Raw genomic sequence first — 17,128 nt, 5'->3', positions numbered from 1 at the left:
ATATAAAACATAAAATCAAATCTGTTATAAAACAGTTTAAGAAGGGGATGCTAATATGTCGACGCGAACTTCACGGGTTACATTGCCCGGAGAAATGTTACCAGCGTACAACGAAATATTGACACCTGAGGTGCTTAGTTTTTTAAAGGAACTACATGAAAATTTCAATGAGCGCCGCACAGAACTATTACAAAAACGTGTAGAGAAACAAAAAAGAATTGATGCAGGGGAGTTTCCGAAGTTTTTAGAAGAAACAAAGCACATACGTGAAGCGGATTGGACAATCGCCAATCTTCCGAAAGATTTAGAGGATCGCCGCGTAGAGATTACTGGACCGGTAGATAGAAAGATGGTCATTAACGCTTTAAATTCAGGAGCTCATCTTTTTATGGCGGATTTTGAAGATTCGAATTCACCAACTTGGGAAAATGCGATTGAAGGCCAAATTAACTTACGAGATGCAGTAAAGGGAACGATCTCACACAAAAATGATAAAGGAAAAGAATATAGATTAAATGATAAAACAGCTGTACTCATTGTGCGTCCAAGAGGATGGCATTTAGAGGAAAAGCATATGCAAGTTGATGGGAAAAATATGTCCGGCAGCTTAGTGGATTTTGGTCTGTATTTTTTCCATAATGCGAAGGCGCTTTTAGAAAAAGGAAGTGGCCCGTACTTTTACTTACCGAAAATGGAAAGTTATTTAGAAGCGAGATTATGGAACGATGTATTCGTATTTGCTCAAAAATACATCGGTATTCCAAACGGAACAATTAAAGCGACTGTGCTATTGGAGACGATTCACGCTTCGTTTGAAATGGATGAAATTTTGTATGAGCTAAAAGATCATTCTGCTGGCTTAAACTGCGGAAGATGGGATTACATTTTCAGCTTCTTAAAGGGTTTCCGTAATCATAATGAATTTTTACTGCCAGATAGAGCGCAAGTCACGATGACGGCGCCGTTTATGCGCGCGTATTCTTTAAAAGTAATTCAAACATGTCATCGCCGTAATGCACCAGCAATCGGAGGAATGGCAGCACAAATTCCGATTAAAAATAATCCAGAAGCGAATGAAGCGGCTTTCGAAAAGGTGCGTGCTGATAAGGAGCGTGAAGCTTTAGACGGTCATGATGGGACTTGGGTTGCCCACCCGGGACTTGTACCGGTTGCAATGGAAGTATTTAATCACATTATGAAAACGCCGAATCAAATTTTTAGGAAACGTGAAGAAATACGTGTTACAGAAAAAGATTTATTAGAAGTACCAGTGGGAACGATTACAGAAGAAGGTCTTCGCACGAATATTAGTGTAGGTATTCAATATATTGCATCTTGGTTAAGTGGACGGGGAGCAGCGCCAATTTATAACTTAATGGAAGATGCAGCAACTGCGGAAATCTCCAGAGCACAAATATGGCAATGGATTCGTCATGAAGGCGGAAAGCTAAATGATGGCCGCAATATTACGCTCGAATTAATGGAAGAATGGAAAGAAGAAGAATTAGTAAAGATAGAAAGAGAGATTGGTAAAGAAGCCTTTAAGAAAGGGAGATTCCAAGAGGCGACAACATTGTTTACAAACCTCATTCGGAATGATGAGTTCGTACCGTTTTTAACATTACCGGGTTATGAAATTTTATAAAGTGAAAAGGGGATGGAATAAATGAAAAACGAAAGAATCGATAAATTACAAGAGAACTGGGAATTAGATACGAGATGGAAAGGAATAACACGTCCGTATTCAGCTGAAGATGTAATTCGTTTGCGCGGTTCGATTGATATTGAACATACACTAGCACGCCGCGGGGCTGAGAAGCTTTGGACATCGCTTCATACGGAAGATTATATTAACGCACTTGGTGCATTAACAGGAAACCAAGCGATGCAACAAGTGAAAGCGGGATTAAAAGCAATTTACTTAAGTGGTTGGCAAGTAGCGGCTGATGCAAACCTTTCTGGACATATGTATCCAGACCAAAGCTTATATCCAGCGAACAGCGTACCAGCTGTAGTAAAACGAATTAATCAAACACTTCAACGTGCGGATCAAATTCAGCATATGGAAGGAAGCGATGATACAGATTATTTCGTACCGATTGTAGCAGATGCAGAGGCTGGATTTGGCGGACAATTAAACGTATTCGAGCTTATGAAAGGTATGATTGAAGCGGGTGCATCAGGTGTACACTTTGAAGATCAATTATCTTCAGAGAAAAAATGCGGACATTTAGGTGGAAAAGTATTACTGCCGACACAAACAGCGGTACGTAATTTAATTTCCGCACGCCTTGCTGCGGACGTAATGGGAGTGCCGACAATTATCGTTGCAAGAACAGATGCAGATGCAGCCGATTTAATTACGAGTGATATCGATCCGGTTGATAAAGCGTTTATTACAGGAGAAAGAACACCAGAAGGATTTTATCGTACGAAAGCAGGACTGGATCAAGCAATTGCACGTGGTTTAGCGTATGCACCGTATGCAGACCTCGTTTGGTGTGAAACGTCTGAACCAAATTTAGAAGATGCAAAACGATTTGCAGACGCAATCCATAAAAAATATCCAGGGAAATTACTCGCTTATAACTGTTCACCGTCATTTAACTGGAAACAAAAATTAGATGAAAAAACGATTGCGAGCTTCCAAAAAGAAATCGCATCTTACGGTTACAAGTTCCAGTTCGTAACACTTGCTGGATTCCACTCATTAAACTACGGCATGTTTGAATTAGCACGTGGCTATAAAGACCGTGGTATGGCAGCATATTCTGAATTACAACAAGCGGAATTCGCAGCAGAGAAACACGGTTACTCTGCAACTCGCCATCAACGCGAAGTAGGAACAGGTTATTTTGATGAAGTAGCACAAGTCATTACAGGCGGTACTTCATCAACGACAGCGTTAAAAGGTTCTACAGAAGAAGCTCAGTTTACGAAATAAAAGGAAGGTGATCACAATTAAGTGATCACCTTTTTTATTACTCTTTATATAAACTGATAACATCTTCTCCCGTTAAATATATTACGGTTACTTTTTTATTATCCTTCTCATAAACTTTCATTCCACCCTCTGCAAAAGTTTTATCCCATCCCTTTAATTTTATATGTATTTGATACCATATAGATAAACCTGATTCAAAACAATCGCCTTTATATACATACTCACCTATCTCCTCAGTAGTATGAATTAATTTAGCTTCATAAGGTATAGGGAATCCTTTAATTTCAGAATCAATAGTCTTATTAAAAACTAGAAGGTATGTTAACGTAATAATAGTAGCCAATAACAAAAATAAAATCTTTTTCATGTATGTAAATCCCCCATGGCAAACAGCCTTGTAATTTTATCCCGCTATTTGCGGAAGTAAGACTCCCGCCTCAAAAGTTGGCTGGAGCAAAGAAGTTACGTGGGAGATGCACAAAACCCCACTGATTAAAGTTTCCCTTTAACTAGTTGTATTATAATATAATATAATATTTTTATAATGTGATTTTAATTATTATAAAATTTTTGTGAAACGAAAAAATGGGCTGAATTCTCTTACATAACTATAGAAAGCTAAAATTTCGTTAGGGGGTATCTCGAGATTTTAGCTTGATAGTTCCGGTAGGAAAAGAAACGATATGAACAATTATTCGGATATATGTAACATAACTTAAAATATATTTACTAACAAAAATAGAAATAATATTAGATCCATTCTTTCCCATGCTTACGAATAAACGTCATATCTTTTTCATAATGATCTAGATGTCCTTCATCAATCATTCTTTGGAAATTTCCGTCTCCTTCTTGTGCTTGTCTTTTCACATATGTACATAACCCTTCTAAACGTAGTAACACCATTTCGAAGTAATTTTCGTCCATATCTTTATCGTAGGACTGAGCAAACAACTTTACTCTTTCTTTAATACGACCTGCGTGTTGCGATGAGTCGTAATGAATTGCCTCACCTGATTCTGTATAATACACTCGACTTAAAGGTACACAAGTATAAAGCGTATAAGCGATATCCCACATTCTTGGACCAGGAGCAGCGACGTCAAAATCAATAATACCGACTGGCTTTTCATTATTGAAAATAATGTTATATATAGCAAAATCATTGTGGCATAAAACCTCAATGTTATGTGGGGTATGATCCATCGGTTTCCAATCAGCTAATAACGGAAAGTCACTTACAGCATCATGGTACAGACGGAGCATTTTTGCGATTTCTTTCAGCACATCATTAGACCACATGAATTCTTTTAAAGGATAATTGCCTGCGTCGCCTTCTATAAATGATAAAATCTCTCTATCTTTTTCATCTATGCCCAAAAACTTTGGGGCATAATGAAACCCTTTGTTTTCTAGATGACGTAATAGCTTATGAATATTTGTACTGTCTGGCTTTAATTCCCGCCGAACAGTATTTTCAGAACGATATACGTTTGAGACGTTTCCCCCTGTTAGCTTTTCTTCTTGTTCGTAGTTTGACATGTGAAAATTCCCCCTATAATTAAAAAATCCAATTCCAAATAGTGAATATACCGACAATAGCAGAGAAAAGAAGGAAAGCAAGGAATACTAGACACCCAAGAGAGAGTAACTTATCTTCCCATGTTTCTTTATATTCATATACTAATTCCTCTGCTACTTTTTTTTGTACTGGAGATAAAGGCTGCTCTTTATACAATTTCTTTATCTTGCTAGAATCGCCTTTGAATTTTAAAGCACGCGCAATATGATAAGGATCATTTCCCATTGATTTTTCAAATAATAAACATGATTCATGCATAATATCTGTTTTATGCTCCTCTAGATACCAATAACGTCCAGCCATTTCTGGATATTGTAATTTATAATAAATGTCTCCGATTTGTTTTCGAAGATGTAATTCATTTGGGTATGTAAAGATGAGACCGTGTAATCTTTCTCTTGCCTTTCCGAGATTATTATTTTCAATATCCTCTTCAATTCTCTTTAATGTTTTTTTAGGAATTTTGGTTGTCATGAATTCCTCCTTATATAGAATAGAGATAATTTTATTTTATAAGAAATACTAAAAATTAGAAATTCTATTTTCAAAAAAGATTGTACATTTTATTTTAAGTATGCTATGATGATGTCAGTTGAATAGTTAAATTAAGCAATCCATATATTATCAAGTGCCGAAAACGAACGAGAAAAAGTATGTGAGAACTAGTTTATGTTTCGTGTTTGATAATGTGTGGATTCTTTTTTTATACAGGAAGACTAAAATAATTTGTATTTTCTTAGGAGGAAATAATCATGGCAGTAACAGGACAAGTAAAATGGTTTAACAACGAAAAAGGCTTCGGTTTCATCGAAGTTCCAGGCGAAAACGATGTATTCGTACATTTCTCTGCAATCGAAACTGAAGGTTTCAAATCTTTAGAAGAAGGTCAAAAAGTTAGCTTCGAAATCGAAGAAGGCAACCGTGGACCTCAAGCTAAAAACGTAATCAAACTATAATTTTATAGTTGATGATGGAAAAAAGGATGGCTCATGCCATCCTTTTTTTGTTGTTGAGATATATGTAAATGAAGTTGTACTCGACGTTTATAGAGGTAATGAAGAAGAGTAAAAGGCTTTCCAAAAAGGAAGGCCTTTTACTCTTCTTTCTCTGCTTTTTTCTTCTCGCGTTTTTTACATTCAGGACATTTCGATTTACGAAATGGTTTAGCGAAGAATAGCAGAATGAAAAATAAACCGAATATAATACTAGCTGAGTTTTTCACGATAATGACGCTACTATTTTTCATTTGAATCGATGGGTGGATCTCTTTTTCTTCCATAATGGCCCTCCATATATTGGATTTATATTTTAATTATAGCAAAGTTAATTGTTGTAATGATGTAAAAAGAGGAAGGGATAATAAATATTTATAGGTAGTATAAATGCTGTTTTTATGGTTATAAAACTATTTAATTTATATATCGTGATTTTATTGTTTGACAAATGTTTGATAAATGATAAAAAATTGTAAAAAAGCGGAACCTGTTACCTATTTCCTTTTCATAGGTGCTAAAATTATATATGCAGCTGCTAATATAAATAGAAAATGAAAAAAGGAGATAATAGGATATGGAAAGTAAAGTAGAACGCTATGTCGAAAATTATGTTGTAACTAAAAATACAATGGCCTTACTTCCTGTTATTCTAAGTGAAAAGAAAATTGTTACGCGAGTTGTTGAAATGGAAGATTCTTTTTTCGTATTTCAAAAGCCTCTAGATATTATAGAGAGAAGTTGTCGTAAGCATGGATCTAGTTTTTTGGGCAGAAAAGAAGGAACGAAAGAGTTAACGCACATTACACATAAAGCACCGATTGCAATCAGTCCGACAGATCAACTTTATTTTTTCCCTACTTATTCTTATTCTAGAAAAGAGTGCGCGTGGCTGTCGCATTTTTATATCGAAAGTAATCGAGAATTAAAAGATGGAAATCTTATGATTCGATTTATAAATGGCCTTGCTGTGAAATTAGAAATATCAAAAAGTAGTTTTGAAAATCAACAAAATCGTACAGCGAAACTGCGTACAGAATATGAAGATCGAAAGAAGAAACAAGGAAATCCTTGTTTTAAAGAAATTGATAAAAGAGATGAATCAACATTAAGACCAGCTTATGAGAAAGTGTATTTTGTTAGGGAAGAAGATGTGTGAGAGGAAAAGGATGAGGAGACTCATCCTTTTTTTATTTCATTATATATACAGTTTACGCTGTAAGATTCATAAATAAACCGAGTGAGATGTACAAATATATTGTTCTTTAATGGAACAATATAATGGTAATTTCCTTATATATATTTAATGTAGTGTGAATATATATCATTTTATATTTGTGGCATACATGATACTTCTTTCTATATAGGTAGAAATACCCTTACGTGCAGTAAGGGTATTTTTTTGAAAAAGACGAATTATTCCTTTCTGTAGTTTCTGCTTTTTCATCAAACGTAACCGTTAAGTTACAATTTGTGTATAGTGTCTAAATTATCTTCATATCCTGTCGAATATTGAAAGATTATCATAGCTAAATAATGAAGGAATTCTAATGAAGGACATGGAAACTTAATAATTACATCTCCATATGTCGTATCTACCATTTCCTCTTTCAGAAAAGCAATGATACAGTAGAGGTAGTAATTAGAGTAAAGGGGTAAAGTGTAGAATGGATTTTCAGTCAATCAAAGAGTATTTTTCACCAGAAAATATGGATCATATTGTTGAAAGTTATAAGGCGTTCGGACCGCTTCTTGGCATCGGTTTGCCGATGATAGAGGCGCTTATTCCAGCATTACCACTTATTGTGTTTGTACTAGCGAATGCTGTTGCATTTGGATTTTGGCTGGGTTTCCTTTATTCATGGCTTGGATCAGTAATCGGTGCTATGCTTGTTTTTTTCATTATCCGCCATTTTGGACGAAGCCGTTTCTTTTCTTTTGTAAATAAGCATGAGAAAGTGCGCAAGGCAATGGGGTGGATTGAAAGGAAAGGATTCGCGCCAGTGTTTGTTATATTTTGTTTTCCGTTTACACCGTCTGCGCTTATAAACGTTGTAGCTGGTTTATCTCGCATTAGCGTAAAACAGTTCGGACTTGCGCTCGCATTCGGGAAGCTTGTGATGATTTTTATTTTAACGTACATCGGTCATGATTTAATGTCGTTTATTCATAAGCCGGTGAAATCAGTTATTGTAGCGATTGTTATTTTTATTTTATGGTATGTCGGTAAAAGAATTGAAGTAAAGTTAGAACTACATTAAGAATAGTCTTCTTTGTCCCACTATTTGAGGGCAGTGAAACTCCCTCCAAAAAATTCGGCTGAAGCAGATAAGTTAGGTGGGGATCAAACTGCCCGATCGGTGCGGGATGAACAAAACCCCCACCGATTAAGTTTCACTTTATAAATGCAAGCTTCATTATTAAAGGGTAAGGGGAGAAGCGGATGAAGAAAACTTTGAAAAAAGAAGGCCTAGAGTGGATACGAACAATTTTAATTGGTGTACTATTAGCTGTATTTTTTCGAACGTTTTTCTTTTCAACGTACGTTGTAGAGGGGAAGTCAATGATGCCGACATTGCAAGATGGCAATATGCTCGTTGTAAATAAGGTGAGTTATCAAGTGGGGGACTTGAACAGGTTCGATGTCGTCGTTTTTCATGCGAATAAAAAAGAAGACTATGTAAAGCGAATTATCGGTTTACCTGGAGACCATATTGAATATAAGCATGATAAGTTGTATATAAACGGTCAATTTATTGATGAGCCTTATTTAGAGAAGTACAAGAAAGAGGTAAATGGAAGGCAACTAACAGGTGATTTTACATTAGAAGAGTTAACGAAAGAAAAGGTGGTGCCAGCTGGTCATATTTTTGTAATAGGCGATAACCGCCTTGGGAGCTGGGATAGTAGACACTTTGGCTTTGTGAAAGCTGATACAGTTGTCGGTAAAGTCGATTTACGATATTGGCCAATTCAAGAGGTGCAAACGAATTTTTCAAAAGGTTGATATAATGAAGTAGAAGTATAGAAAAGACAAACAACTCCGTTTGTCTTTTTTCGTGTACTATAATACAATTATAGTAGCAAACTAACGTTCGTTGTGTAAGTGAAAGGTGGGGTTACATGTCACTTCGATTGGTGATTGGTAGAGCGGGAAGTGGAAAGAGTACACTTTGTTTACGAGAAGTGCAAGAAGCGTTAAAACAGCGCCCGAGAGGCAAAACAATATTATATCTTGTGCCAGAACAGATGACATTCCAGACGCAGCAGGCGTTAATTGAAAGTGAGGATGTAAGAGGTTCTATTCGGGCACAAGTTTTTAGTTTTTCACGATTAGCTTGGAAGGTGTTGCAAGAAGTTGGCGGAGCGAGTCGTCTTCATATTGATGAAGCGGGTGTGCATATGTTACTTCGTAAAATTGTAGAATCTCGTAAAGATGGATTATCGGTGTTCCAAAAAGCAGCAGAGCAAAACGGTTTCTTTGAACATCTTGGCAGTATGATTGCGGAGTTTAAACGTTACAATGTGACGCCATCTAACGTATATGAAATGTGGCAACAATTAGATGCGCATAGTAGCAGTGCTGAGCAAAAGTTATTAGCGAATAAAGTATATGATTTACAGCTATTATATGATGATTTTGAACGTGCTTTAATCGGGAAATATTTAGATTCAGAAGACTATTTACAATTGCTAGTGGAAAAGCTTCCGCAGTCTGAGTATGTAAATGGTGCTGAAATTTATATAGATGGGTTTCATTCATTTTCTCCGCAAGAACTTGAAATTGTAAGACAGCTCATGATTTGTGGAGCGAGAGTCACAATTACGTTAACGATAGATGAAAAAACATTAGCGCAGCCAGTGAATGAACTGGATTTATTTTATGAAACGACGTTAACATATGAAAAAATAAAACAAGTAGCGCGTGAAGAGAAAATAGAAATTGAAAAAACAATTCCACTTATGGAACAACCGCGTTTTCATTCTCCGGCATTAGCTCATTTAGAAACGCATTATGAAGCGCGTCCGAATGAAAAGTATTATGATGAAGCAAGTGTAACAATTAGTACAGCGGCGAATTTACGAGCTGAAGTAGAAGGGGTTGCTCGTGAAATTCGTAGACTTGTCGCGGATGAAACGTATCGTTATCGAGATATTGCAGTACTTCTTCGTAACGGGGAAAGTTATTACGATGTGATGCAAACGTTATTTACAGATTATAATATTCCACACTTCATCGATGAAAAACGCCCGATGTCACATCATCCATTAGTAGAGTGTATTCGTTCTGCCTTAGAAATTATTAGCGGAAATTGGCGTTATGACGCGGTGTTTCGCTGCGTGAAAACAGAGCTTTTATATCCATTAGACGTAAGGAAAGAAATGATGCGTGAAGAGATGGATGAGTTCGAAAACTACTGTTTAGCGTACGGTGTACAAGGGAAGAGATGGACTTCTGAGGATCCGTGGATGTATCGCCGTTACCGTTCACTTGACGATACAAACGGAATGATAACAGATATTGAACGTGAAATGGAAGAGAAAATAAACAGGCTGCGTGATGTTGTAAGAACGCCAGTTATTCGCATGCAAAAAAGGTTAAAGCGTGCGGGAACAGTGATGCAAATGTGCGAAGCGGTTTACTTATTTTTAGAAGAACTTGACGTTCCAAAGAAGTTAGAAGAATTACGTATACGTGCAGAAGAGAGCGGAGATTTCTTATTTGCAACAGACCATGAACAAGTATGGGAAGAAGTAATGAGCCTTCTTGATACGTTTGTAGAAATGCTTGGTGAGGAGAAAATGTCACTATCTATGTTCACGGACGTTATGTCGACAGGACTTGAGGCACTTCAATTCGCTAACATTCCGCCATCATTAGATCAAGTATTAGTTGCCAATATTGATCACTCCAGGTTATCAGATGTGAAAGCTACGTTTATTATCGGCGTAAATGAAGGAGTTATTCCAGCAGCACCGATGGATGAAGGGATGCTTTCTGATGAGGAAAGAGAAGTTCTTGGTGCGGCAGGAATTGAACTCGCGCCAACGACGAGACAAACTTTATTAGAAGAGCAGTTCGTTATGTATCAGATGGTAACGAGAGCGTCTGAGAAATTATATATTTCATGCCCACTTGCAGATGAAGAAGGAAAGACATTACTTGCATCTAGCTTTATTAAGAAAATAAAAAGAATGTTCCCTAATGTGAAAGACTCGTTTATTACGAATGACGTAAACGACTTATCGCGTTCGGAACAAATTTCATACGTAGCAACGCCAGAAGTGACGTTATCTTATGTCATGCAGCAACTACAAACGTGGAAGCGATACGGATTTGAAGGAAATCTAGATTTTTGGTGGGACGTCTATAACTTCTACGTCACTTCGGATGAATGGAAACAAAAAAGTAGTCGCGTGTTATCGAGTTTATTCTATCGAAATCGTGCGCAGAAACTAAGTACGGTAGTAAGTAGAGATTTATACGGAGATAAAATAAAAGGAAGCGTTTCTCGTATGGAACTCTTCAACCGTTGTGCGTACGCTCATTTCGCGCAGCACGGTTTATCGTTAAGAGAGCGTGATATTTTTAAACTAGATGCACCAGATATCGGTGAACTATTCCATGCAGCACTGAAGAGAATTGCAGACAGGCTATTACGCGAAAACCGCACTTGGGCGGATTTATCAATAAAAGAGTGTGAGCATCTTTCTGTTTTAGTAATAGAAGAAATCGCACCGTTATTACAAAGACAAATTTTATTAAGCTCAAATCGTCATTTCTATTTAAAACAAAAACTACAACAAATCATTTTCCGTACGTCAATCATTCTTCGTGAACACGCGAAGTCGAGCGGTTTCGTACCAGTTGATTTAGAGGTGCCATTCGGTATGGGCGGTACGGGATCGCTTCCGCCGATGGAATTCTCATTACCAAATGGTGTGAAGATGGAAGTTATCGGCCGTATTGACCGTGTGGATAAGGCTGAAGATGAAAACGGAACATTCCTTCGTATTATTGATTATAAATCAAGTTCAAAAGCGTTAGACTTAACGGAAGTGTATTACGGATTGGCACTTCAAATGTTAACGTATTTAGATGTCGTTACTACAAATGCACAAACGTGGATGAAAAAAGGCCACGCAGCATCACCTGCTGGTGTACTGTACTTTCATATTCATAACCCGATTGTTGAAATGAAAGGTGACGCATCTGAAGCTGAAATTGAAAAAGAAATTTTAAAGAAATTTAAAATGAAAGGCCTCGTACTAGGAGATGCTGACGTTGTTCGTTTAATGGATAACAAACTTTCAACAGGAAGTTCAGATATTATTTCTGCTGGTCTGAAAAAAGACGGTAGTTTTAGTGCGCGTTCTAGCATTGCAAGTGAGCAAGAGTTTAACGTACTGCAAAAATATGTACACCATACGTTTGAAAATATCGGAAAAGACATTACAGAAGGTGTTATTGATATTGCTCCTTACAAAAAGGGGAATAAAGCGGCATGTACGTTCTGTAACTTCAAATCTGTCTGTCAGTTTGATGAATCACTTGAAGATAATCAATTCCGTACGTTAAAAGATATGAAAGATAGTGAAGCGATGGAGAAAATTAGAGAGGAGGTTGACGGAGAATGATAGAGAATTGGCCTAAAAAACCAGAAGGTAGTCAATGGACAGATGACCAGTGGAAAGCCGTTGTAGCGAATGGACGTGACATTTTAGTCGCAGCAGCAGCTGGATCGGGAAAAACAGCAGTATTAGTTGAACGTATGATTAAAAAGATTATTAATGAGGAAAATCCAGTCGATGTCGATCGCCTGCTCGTTGTAACATTTACGAATGCAGCGGCGCAAGAGATGAAAAATCGAATTGGAGAAGCGTTAGAAAAAGTACTAATTGATGAGCCAGGATCTCAACATGTAAGAAAACAGCTGAGCCTATTAAATAAAGCATCTATTTCAACGATCCATTCATTTTGTTTACAAGTAATTAGAGGGTATTACTACATGCTGGATGTTGATCCTCGTTTTCGTATTGCAAATCAAACAGAAAATGAGTTGTTAAAAGAAGAAGTGCTAGATGACATATTAGAAGAAGAGTATGGAATCGAAGATAATAGTATTTTCTTTGAATTAGTTGATCGCTATACGAGTGACCGTAGTGATGATGACTTACAAAGAATGATTTTAGCGCTTCATACAGAATCAAGAGCGCATCCAAATCCGGAAAAATGGCTCGATAAATTAGTAGAAGCATACGACGTGGAAGGAAAGACAATTGAAGATTTAGTGTATGCTTCTTACCTATTAGAAGATGTGAGATTCCAGCTTGAAACAGCGGAACAACATATTCGTAAAGCAACCGAACTCGCAATGCTTCCTGACGGCCCGGCGCCTCGCGTTGAAACCCTGCAAGCGGATGCAGCTTTACTTGGAATGTTATCATCAGCAGCTCGTGAATCGTGGACAAGCGTGTATGAAGCGATGCAAAACGTATCGTGGCAAACGTTAAAGCGTATTAAGAAAAGTGATTACAACGAGGATGTTGTAAAACAAGTAGACTCTCTTCGTAATAAAGCGAAAGATGAAGTGAAGAAATTACAAGAAGAGTTATTTAGCCGCAAACCTGAAAGTTTCTTACGAGATTTTCAAGATATGCATCCTGTATTAGAAAAACTCGTGAAGCTCGTAAAAGTCTTTACAGAGCGTTTCCAAGCGATGAAGCGAGATAAAGGAATGGTTGATTTCACAGATTTAGAGCATTTCTGTTTGCAAATTTTAAGTGAACAAAGTGAAAATGATGAAGTGAAGCCATCAGCAGTAGCGCTTCAATATCGTAATAAATTTGCAGAAGTACTAGTCGATGAATATCAAGATACGAACTTCGTACAGGAATCCATTATTAAATTCGTAACGAAAGATTCTGAGAGTGAAGGGAACTTGTTCATGGTTGGTGACGTAAAACAGTCAATCTACCGTTTCCGACTAGCAGAACCAGGCTTATTCTTAGGAAAGTATAAACGCTTCACGCAAGAAGGATCGGGCGGCGGAATGAAGATTGATTTAGCGAAAAACTTCCGTAGTCGTCATGAAGTACTAGCAGGTACGAACTTTATTTTCAAACAAATTATGGGCGAAGAAGTTGGGGAAATCGATTACGATGCTGACGCTGAATTAAAGCTAGGTGCTAGCTATCCAATAGGTGAAGATGTAGCAGCTGAATTATTATGCATTCAGCAAACGGAAGAAGAAGTACTAGAGGGTGAAGAAGGTACGGAAGTCGAAAAGGCGCAACTGGAAGCTCGTCTTATGGCGCAGCGCATTAAAGCGATGGTCGATTCAGGTTATGAAGTGTATGACCGAAAAACGGATAGTATGCGACCAGTGCAATATCGTGATTTCGTTATTTTACTTCGCTCTATGCCGTGGGCACCGCAAATTATGGAAGAGTTAAAACTACAAGGAATTCCAGTATATGCAGACCTTGCGACTGGTTACTTTGAAGCGACAGAAGTAAATATTATGATGAACGTATTCCGCGTTATTGATAATCCGATGCAAGATATTCCACTTGCAGCAGTACTTCGTTCACCGATCGTTGGATTAAATGATGAAGAACTTGCGACGCTTCGTGCTCACGGAAAGAAAGGGTCATTTTATGAAGTAATGAGCTCATTCTTAAAAGGTGCACCGCTTGAAGAAGAACAAGAACTTCATGAAAAACTAGAATGGTTTTATAACTTACTACAAGGATGGCGTGAATTCGCGCGCCAACAATCACTTTCTGATTTAATTTGGAAAGTGTACGGTGAGACAGGGTATTATGACTTTGTCGGCGGTTTACCAGCTGGAAAGCAAAGGCAGGCAAACTTGCGTGTATTATATGACCGCGCAAGGCAATATGAAGCAACATCATTTAGAGGATTATTCCGCTTCTTACGTTTTATTGAACGTATTTTAGAACGCGGTGACGATATGGGGACGGCGAGAGCTCTTGGTGAACAAGAAGATGTTGTTCGCATTATGACGATTCATAAAAGTAAGGGACTTGAGTTCCCGGTCGTATTTGTAGCTGGACTCGGTCGTCGTTTTAATACACAAGATTTAATGAAACGTTTCTTACTGCATAAAGACTTCGGTTTCGGTTCACAGTTCATTGATCCGCGTAAACGAATTAAATATACGACATTATCGCAACTTGCAATTAAACGTAAAATGAAAATGGAATTAATTGCGGAAGAAATGCGCGTATTATACGTAGCTTTAACGCGTGCAAAAGAGAAGTTAATTTTAATCGGAACAGTTAAGGATGCAAATAAGGAAATGGAAAAATGGCTCGATGCGAGGGAACATAGTGAATGGTTATTACCAGATCACATACGTGCTGGAGCGTCTTGCTATTTAGACTGGATTGCACCTTCATTATATAGACATCGTGATAGTGAAATACTTCTTGAATTAGGACAAGGAAGTATTCCAGATGAAATTTACGGGTATGACACTAGCTGGAAAGTAGAAGTTGTGGACGGTAACACGCTACTTGCACCAGAGCCAGTTCAAGAAGAGAAACAAGAGTTGTTAGAAGCACTTCGTGAGAAAAAGGCTGTGCCATTACAAAGTGAACGAAAAGAAGAAGTGTACGATAGGTTAATGTGGAAGTACGGGTATGAGGAAGCAACCTCTCATCGTGCGAAGCAATCCGTTACAGAAATAAAGAGAAATTATCAGTCTGAAGAAGGCAGCGATAACGCCTTTATTAAAAAACTACGTGCACCAATTAAAACACGTCCGCGCTTTATGGAGAAAAAAGGATTAACGTACGCAGAGCGTGGGACGGCAGTCCATACCGTTATGCAACATGTAGATTTGAAGAAGCCGATTACGGTTGAAGTTCTTCAAGAACAAATTGCTGGAATGGTAAATAAGGAATTGTTAACATTCGAGCAGGCGGAAGAAATAGCGATTGAAAAAGTAATTTCATTCTTTGACAGTGACCTAGGTAAAAGGGTATTAGCGGCGAAAAGTGTTGAGCGTGAAGTTCCATTTACGATGATGCTATCAGCAGAAGAAGCATATCAAGATTGGCAAGGGAATAGCGGGGAATCGATTCTTGTCCAAGGGGTTATCGACTGCATGATTGAAGAAGAAGATGGTATTACGCTAATCGATTTCAAAACAGATACGATTGAAGGTAAATTCCCAGGCGGATTTGAACAAGCAAAACCAATTTTAGAAGATCGCTATAAAGTGCAGCTTTCGTTATATGCAAAAGCACTCGAGAAAAGCTTACAACATCCTGTGAAAGAGAAATGTTTATACTTCTTTGATGGGAATCATGTTGTGAATATTGAGGAATAGACAACAGAAAGGGGCTATAAAAAATGGCAACGTTAAGAACTTGTGAACAGGGACACGAGTACTATAAAAGTAGCGATTGTCCAACTTGCCCAACCTGTGAGAAAGAGAGAAAGCCAAAAGAAGGTTTTCTCTCTCTTCTTTCAGCACCAGCAAGAAGGGCATTAGAGCACCATGGTATTCACACTGTAGAAGAGCTCTCAAAATATAGTGAAAAAGAAATTTTAAAACTGCATGGTATGGGCCCCGCATCTTTACCAAAGCTTAGAAAGGCTTTGGAGGAGGGCGGATTATCATTTAAATAAATGGTGATGTGATGAATAATTTTCAAAGAAAAGATCCGTTACTATTTCATATAAAAAAGAGGTGTCACCTATAGGAGACACCTCTTTTTTACGCTGTTCCAATCTGATCTTGATCTGCCACATCAGAATCAAACGTATTTGTTGCACTAACACCGTTAAACGTATTCACGACAAACCCAACATTGGAAGCTCCAGATCCGTTATAGGCTTTCGTGTTTTCTTTCGGAGACACGTTATAAAAATCTCCTAAATTGAAAGAACCGTTACTGTTTTGAACGACGAGATTTCCAACAACAGAAGGCATACCATCCACCTACTTTACTAAGCTTTTTAATTACTATATGAATTATTGAGCGGAAGGTTCATCCGTAATATATTGGCGGATTTGCATAATACGAGAGTTATTAAAAACATAATCAACATTTCCAATTTGAAAGCAACCAGAATTTAAAAGTGTTCGCAATTCAACGTTATTTACTTCAATGAAAGGGCATTCATTTATAATATTTAATTTGACATCTGTCGTTCGCTTTGGAATTGTAATGTGTTCATCTGTAAAGATTTCAAATGCATCTAAGCGCCCTTCACCTTTTATATAACAAGGGATTTCCCTGTGGACGGCAAGAGCTCTACTTTTTAATTCCATTTGATTTGCATCTCCAACTTGAAATACAGCAGCAATCCCTAAAGAAATAATAGAAACATTTTGGACAATAGACACATGATGTAACATAATTTCTCAGTCTCCTTAACCTGGAGTAGGAGGGACATCTGTTACTAATGGTACAAATGGACCCTCTGTAACAGTTTCAAACGGTGTATCAAGAATAGAAGATAAAATGAGGAAATTTGCATCCCCAATTAAAAAGAGAGCGGACGAAGATACACCGTTCATTTTAATCTGTCCGACTTTTAACTCGCGATTTACAACGTTAAGATTCATACAT

Annotated in this window: 16 protein-coding genes; 9 read left to right on the top strand and 7 right to left on the bottom strand. The window is 37.5% G+C overall.

Features of this window, described 5'->3' with window-relative positions:
• The first annotated feature begins 55 nt into the window (after window positions 1-55).
• Window positions 56-1,645 (top strand): malate synthase A, encoded by a 1,590-nt coding sequence (gene aceB / locus A6J74_RS11260; RefSeq protein ID WP_000107647.1) that lies wholly within the window; start codon window positions 56-58, stop codon window positions 1,643-1,645.
• 21 nt (window positions 1,646-1,666) lie between these two features.
• Entirely contained in the window at window positions 1,667-2,944 is a 1,278-nt protein-coding gene (aceA, locus tag A6J74_RS11255) for an isocitrate lyase (protein WP_000787335.1), read from the top strand.
• 37 nt (window positions 2,945-2,981) lie between these two features.
• Here aceA and A6J74_RS11250 read toward each other — a convergent pair whose 3' ends face one another.
• The 3 genes from A6J74_RS11250 to A6J74_RS11240 all read right to left on the bottom strand — a co-directional run bounded on the left by A6J74_RS11250 (window position 2,982) and on the right by A6J74_RS11240 (window position 5,000).
• Window positions 2,982-3,311, bottom strand: coding sequence for a hypothetical protein (locus A6J74_RS11250; RefSeq protein WP_000721808.1), 330 nt, complete (start codon window positions 3,309-3,311; stop codon window positions 2,982-2,984).
• Window positions 3,312-3,694: 383 nt separating this feature from the next.
• Entirely contained in the window at window positions 3,695-4,486 is a 792-nt protein-coding gene (locus tag A6J74_RS11245) for a phosphotransferase (protein ID WP_000073825.1), read from the bottom strand.
• 19 nt (window positions 4,487-4,505) lie between these two features.
• On the bottom strand, window positions 4,506-5,000 hold the full coding sequence (locus tag A6J74_RS11240) for a DUF6584 family protein (protein WP_000208488.1): 495 nt from the start codon (window positions 4,998-5,000) through the stop codon (window positions 4,506-4,508).
• A gap of 278 nt (window positions 5,001-5,278) precedes the next feature.
• On the opposite strand from A6J74_RS11240, the gene cspA reads away from it, so the two are divergent.
• Window positions 5,279-5,482: an RNA chaperone/antiterminator CspA gene (gene cspA / locus A6J74_RS11235; RefSeq protein ID WP_000301522.1), complete on the top strand. Its 204-nt coding sequence runs from the start codon at window positions 5,279-5,281 to the stop codon at window positions 5,480-5,482.
• 137 nt (window positions 5,483-5,619) lie between these two features.
• On the opposite strand, the gene A6J74_RS11230 is transcribed toward cspA, so the two are convergent.
• Entirely contained in the window at window positions 5,620-5,805 is a 186-nt protein-coding gene (locus A6J74_RS11230; RefSeq protein WP_000391363.1) for a hypothetical protein, read from the bottom strand.
• 290 nt (window positions 5,806-6,095) lie between these two features.
• Here A6J74_RS11230 and A6J74_RS11225 point away from each other — a divergent pair, with 290 nt between their 5' ends.
• From A6J74_RS11225 to A6J74_RS11195, 6 genes are all read left to right on the top strand, one after another.
• The gene (locus tag A6J74_RS11225) at window positions 6,096-6,677 is read left to right on the top strand and encodes a competence protein ComK (RefSeq protein WP_000444438.1); all 582 of its coding nucleotides are present in this window, start codon (window positions 6,096-6,098) and stop codon (window positions 6,675-6,677) included.
• 508 nt (window positions 6,678-7,185) lie between these two features.
• Window positions 7,186-7,779 (top strand): TVP38/TMEM64 family protein, encoded by a 594-nt coding sequence (locus tag A6J74_RS11215; protein ID WP_000347508.1) that lies wholly within the window; start codon window positions 7,186-7,188, stop codon window positions 7,777-7,779.
• A gap of 182 nt (window positions 7,780-7,961) precedes the next feature.
• Window positions 7,962-8,525 (top strand): signal peptidase I, encoded by a 564-nt coding sequence (lepB, locus tag A6J74_RS11210; RefSeq protein WP_000751915.1) that lies wholly within the window; start codon window positions 7,962-7,964, stop codon window positions 8,523-8,525.
• Between the two features lie 116 nt (window positions 8,526-8,641).
• On the top strand, window positions 8,642-12,157 hold the full coding sequence (addB, locus tag A6J74_RS11205; RefSeq protein WP_000058641.1) for a helicase-exonuclease AddAB subunit AddB: 3,516 nt from the start codon (window positions 8,642-8,644) through the stop codon (window positions 12,155-12,157).
• On the top strand, window positions 12,154-15,879 hold the full coding sequence (addA, locus tag A6J74_RS11200) for a helicase-exonuclease AddAB subunit AddA (RefSeq protein WP_000572319.1): 3,726 nt from the start codon (window positions 12,154-12,156) through the stop codon (window positions 15,877-15,879). The genes addB and addA overlap by 4 nt, the downstream gene beginning before the upstream one ends.
• 23 nt (window positions 15,880-15,902) lie before the next feature.
• Window positions 15,903-16,181, top strand: coding sequence for an RNA polymerase alpha subunit C-terminal domain-containing protein (locus A6J74_RS11195; protein WP_000224035.1), 279 nt, complete (start codon window positions 15,903-15,905; stop codon window positions 16,179-16,181).
• Window positions 16,182-16,269: 88 nt separating this feature from the next.
• Here the strand turns inward: A6J74_RS11195 and gerPF are convergent, their stop codons facing one another.
• Genes gerPF through gerPD form a run of 3 tightly spaced genes read right to left on the bottom strand, consistent with a single transcriptional unit; the run spans window position 16,270 to window position 17,124 of the window.
• Window positions 16,270-16,485, bottom strand: coding sequence for a spore germination protein GerPF (gene gerPF / locus A6J74_RS11190; RefSeq protein WP_001141566.1), 216 nt, complete (start codon window positions 16,483-16,485; stop codon window positions 16,270-16,272).
• 42 nt (window positions 16,486-16,527) lie between these two features.
• The gene (locus A6J74_RS11185) at window positions 16,528-16,914 is read right to left on the bottom strand and encodes a spore germination protein GerPE (protein ID WP_000902321.1); all 387 of its coding nucleotides are present in this window, start codon (window positions 16,912-16,914) and stop codon (window positions 16,528-16,530) included.
• A 15-nt stretch (window positions 16,915-16,929) separates the two neighbouring features.
• On the bottom strand, window positions 16,930-17,124 hold the full coding sequence (gerPD, locus tag A6J74_RS11180; RefSeq protein ID WP_001052804.1) for a spore germination protein GerPD: 195 nt from the start codon (window positions 17,122-17,124) through the stop codon (window positions 16,930-16,932).
• Between the last annotated feature and the right edge of the window lie 4 nt (window positions 17,125-17,128).

The sequence above is a fragment of the Bacillus sp. FDAARGOS_235 genome (genome assembly GCF_002073415.2).
GTDB classification, from domain to species: Bacteria; Bacillota; Bacilli; order Bacillales; family Bacillaceae_G; genus Bacillus_A; species Bacillus_A toyonensis.
This window is presented reverse-complemented; position numbering and strand designations above follow the sequence as displayed.

Excerpts from the sequence above, each read along its gene's own strand:
- aceB (WP_000107647.1), top strand. The coding sequence starts at position 56 with ATGTCGACGCGAACTTCACGGGTTACATTGCCCGGAGAAATGTTACCA.
- aceA (WP_000787335.1), top strand. The coding sequence starts at position 1,667 with ATGAAAAACGAAAGAATCGATAAATTACAAGAGAACTGGGAATTAGAT.
- A6J74_RS11250 (WP_000721808.1), bottom strand. The coding sequence starts at position 3,311 with ATGAAAAAGATTTTATTTTTGTTATTGGCTACTATTATTACGTTAACA.
- A6J74_RS11245 (WP_000073825.1), bottom strand. The coding sequence starts at position 4,486 with ATGTCAAACTACGAACAAGAAGAAAAGCTAACAGGGGGAAACGTCTCA.
- A6J74_RS11240 (WP_000208488.1), bottom strand. The coding sequence starts at position 5,000 with ATGACAACCAAAATTCCTAAAAAAACATTAAAGAGAATTGAAGAGGAT.
- cspA (WP_000301522.1), top strand. The coding sequence starts at position 5,279 with ATGGCAGTAACAGGACAAGTAAAATGGTTTAACAACGAAAAAGGCTTC.
- A6J74_RS11230 (WP_000391363.1), bottom strand. The coding sequence starts at position 5,805 with ATGGAAGAAAAAGAGATCCACCCATCGATTCAAATGAAAAATAGTAGC.
- A6J74_RS11225 (WP_000444438.1), top strand. The coding sequence starts at position 6,096 with ATGGAAAGTAAAGTAGAACGCTATGTCGAAAATTATGTTGTAACTAAA.
- A6J74_RS11215 (WP_000347508.1), top strand. The coding sequence starts at position 7,186 with ATGGATTTTCAGTCAATCAAAGAGTATTTTTCACCAGAAAATATGGAT.
- lepB (WP_000751915.1), top strand. The coding sequence starts at position 7,962 with ATGAAGAAAACTTTGAAAAAAGAAGGCCTAGAGTGGATACGAACAATT.
- addB (WP_000058641.1), top strand. The coding sequence starts at position 8,642 with ATGTCACTTCGATTGGTGATTGGTAGAGCGGGAAGTGGAAAGAGTACA.
- addA (WP_000572319.1), top strand. The coding sequence starts at position 12,154 with ATGATAGAGAATTGGCCTAAAAAACCAGAAGGTAGTCAATGGACAGAT.
- A6J74_RS11195 (WP_000224035.1), top strand. The coding sequence starts at position 15,903 with ATGGCAACGTTAAGAACTTGTGAACAGGGACACGAGTACTATAAAAGT.
- gerPF (WP_001141566.1), bottom strand. The coding sequence starts at position 16,485 with ATGCCTTCTGTTGTTGGAAATCTCGTCGTTCAAAACAGTAACGGTTCT.
- A6J74_RS11185 (WP_000902321.1), bottom strand. The coding sequence starts at position 16,914 with ATGTTACATCATGTGTCTATTGTCCAAAATGTTTCTATTATTTCTTTA.
- gerPD (WP_001052804.1), bottom strand. The coding sequence starts at position 17,124 with ATGAATCTTAACGTTGTAAATCGCGAGTTAAAAGTCGGACAGATTAAA.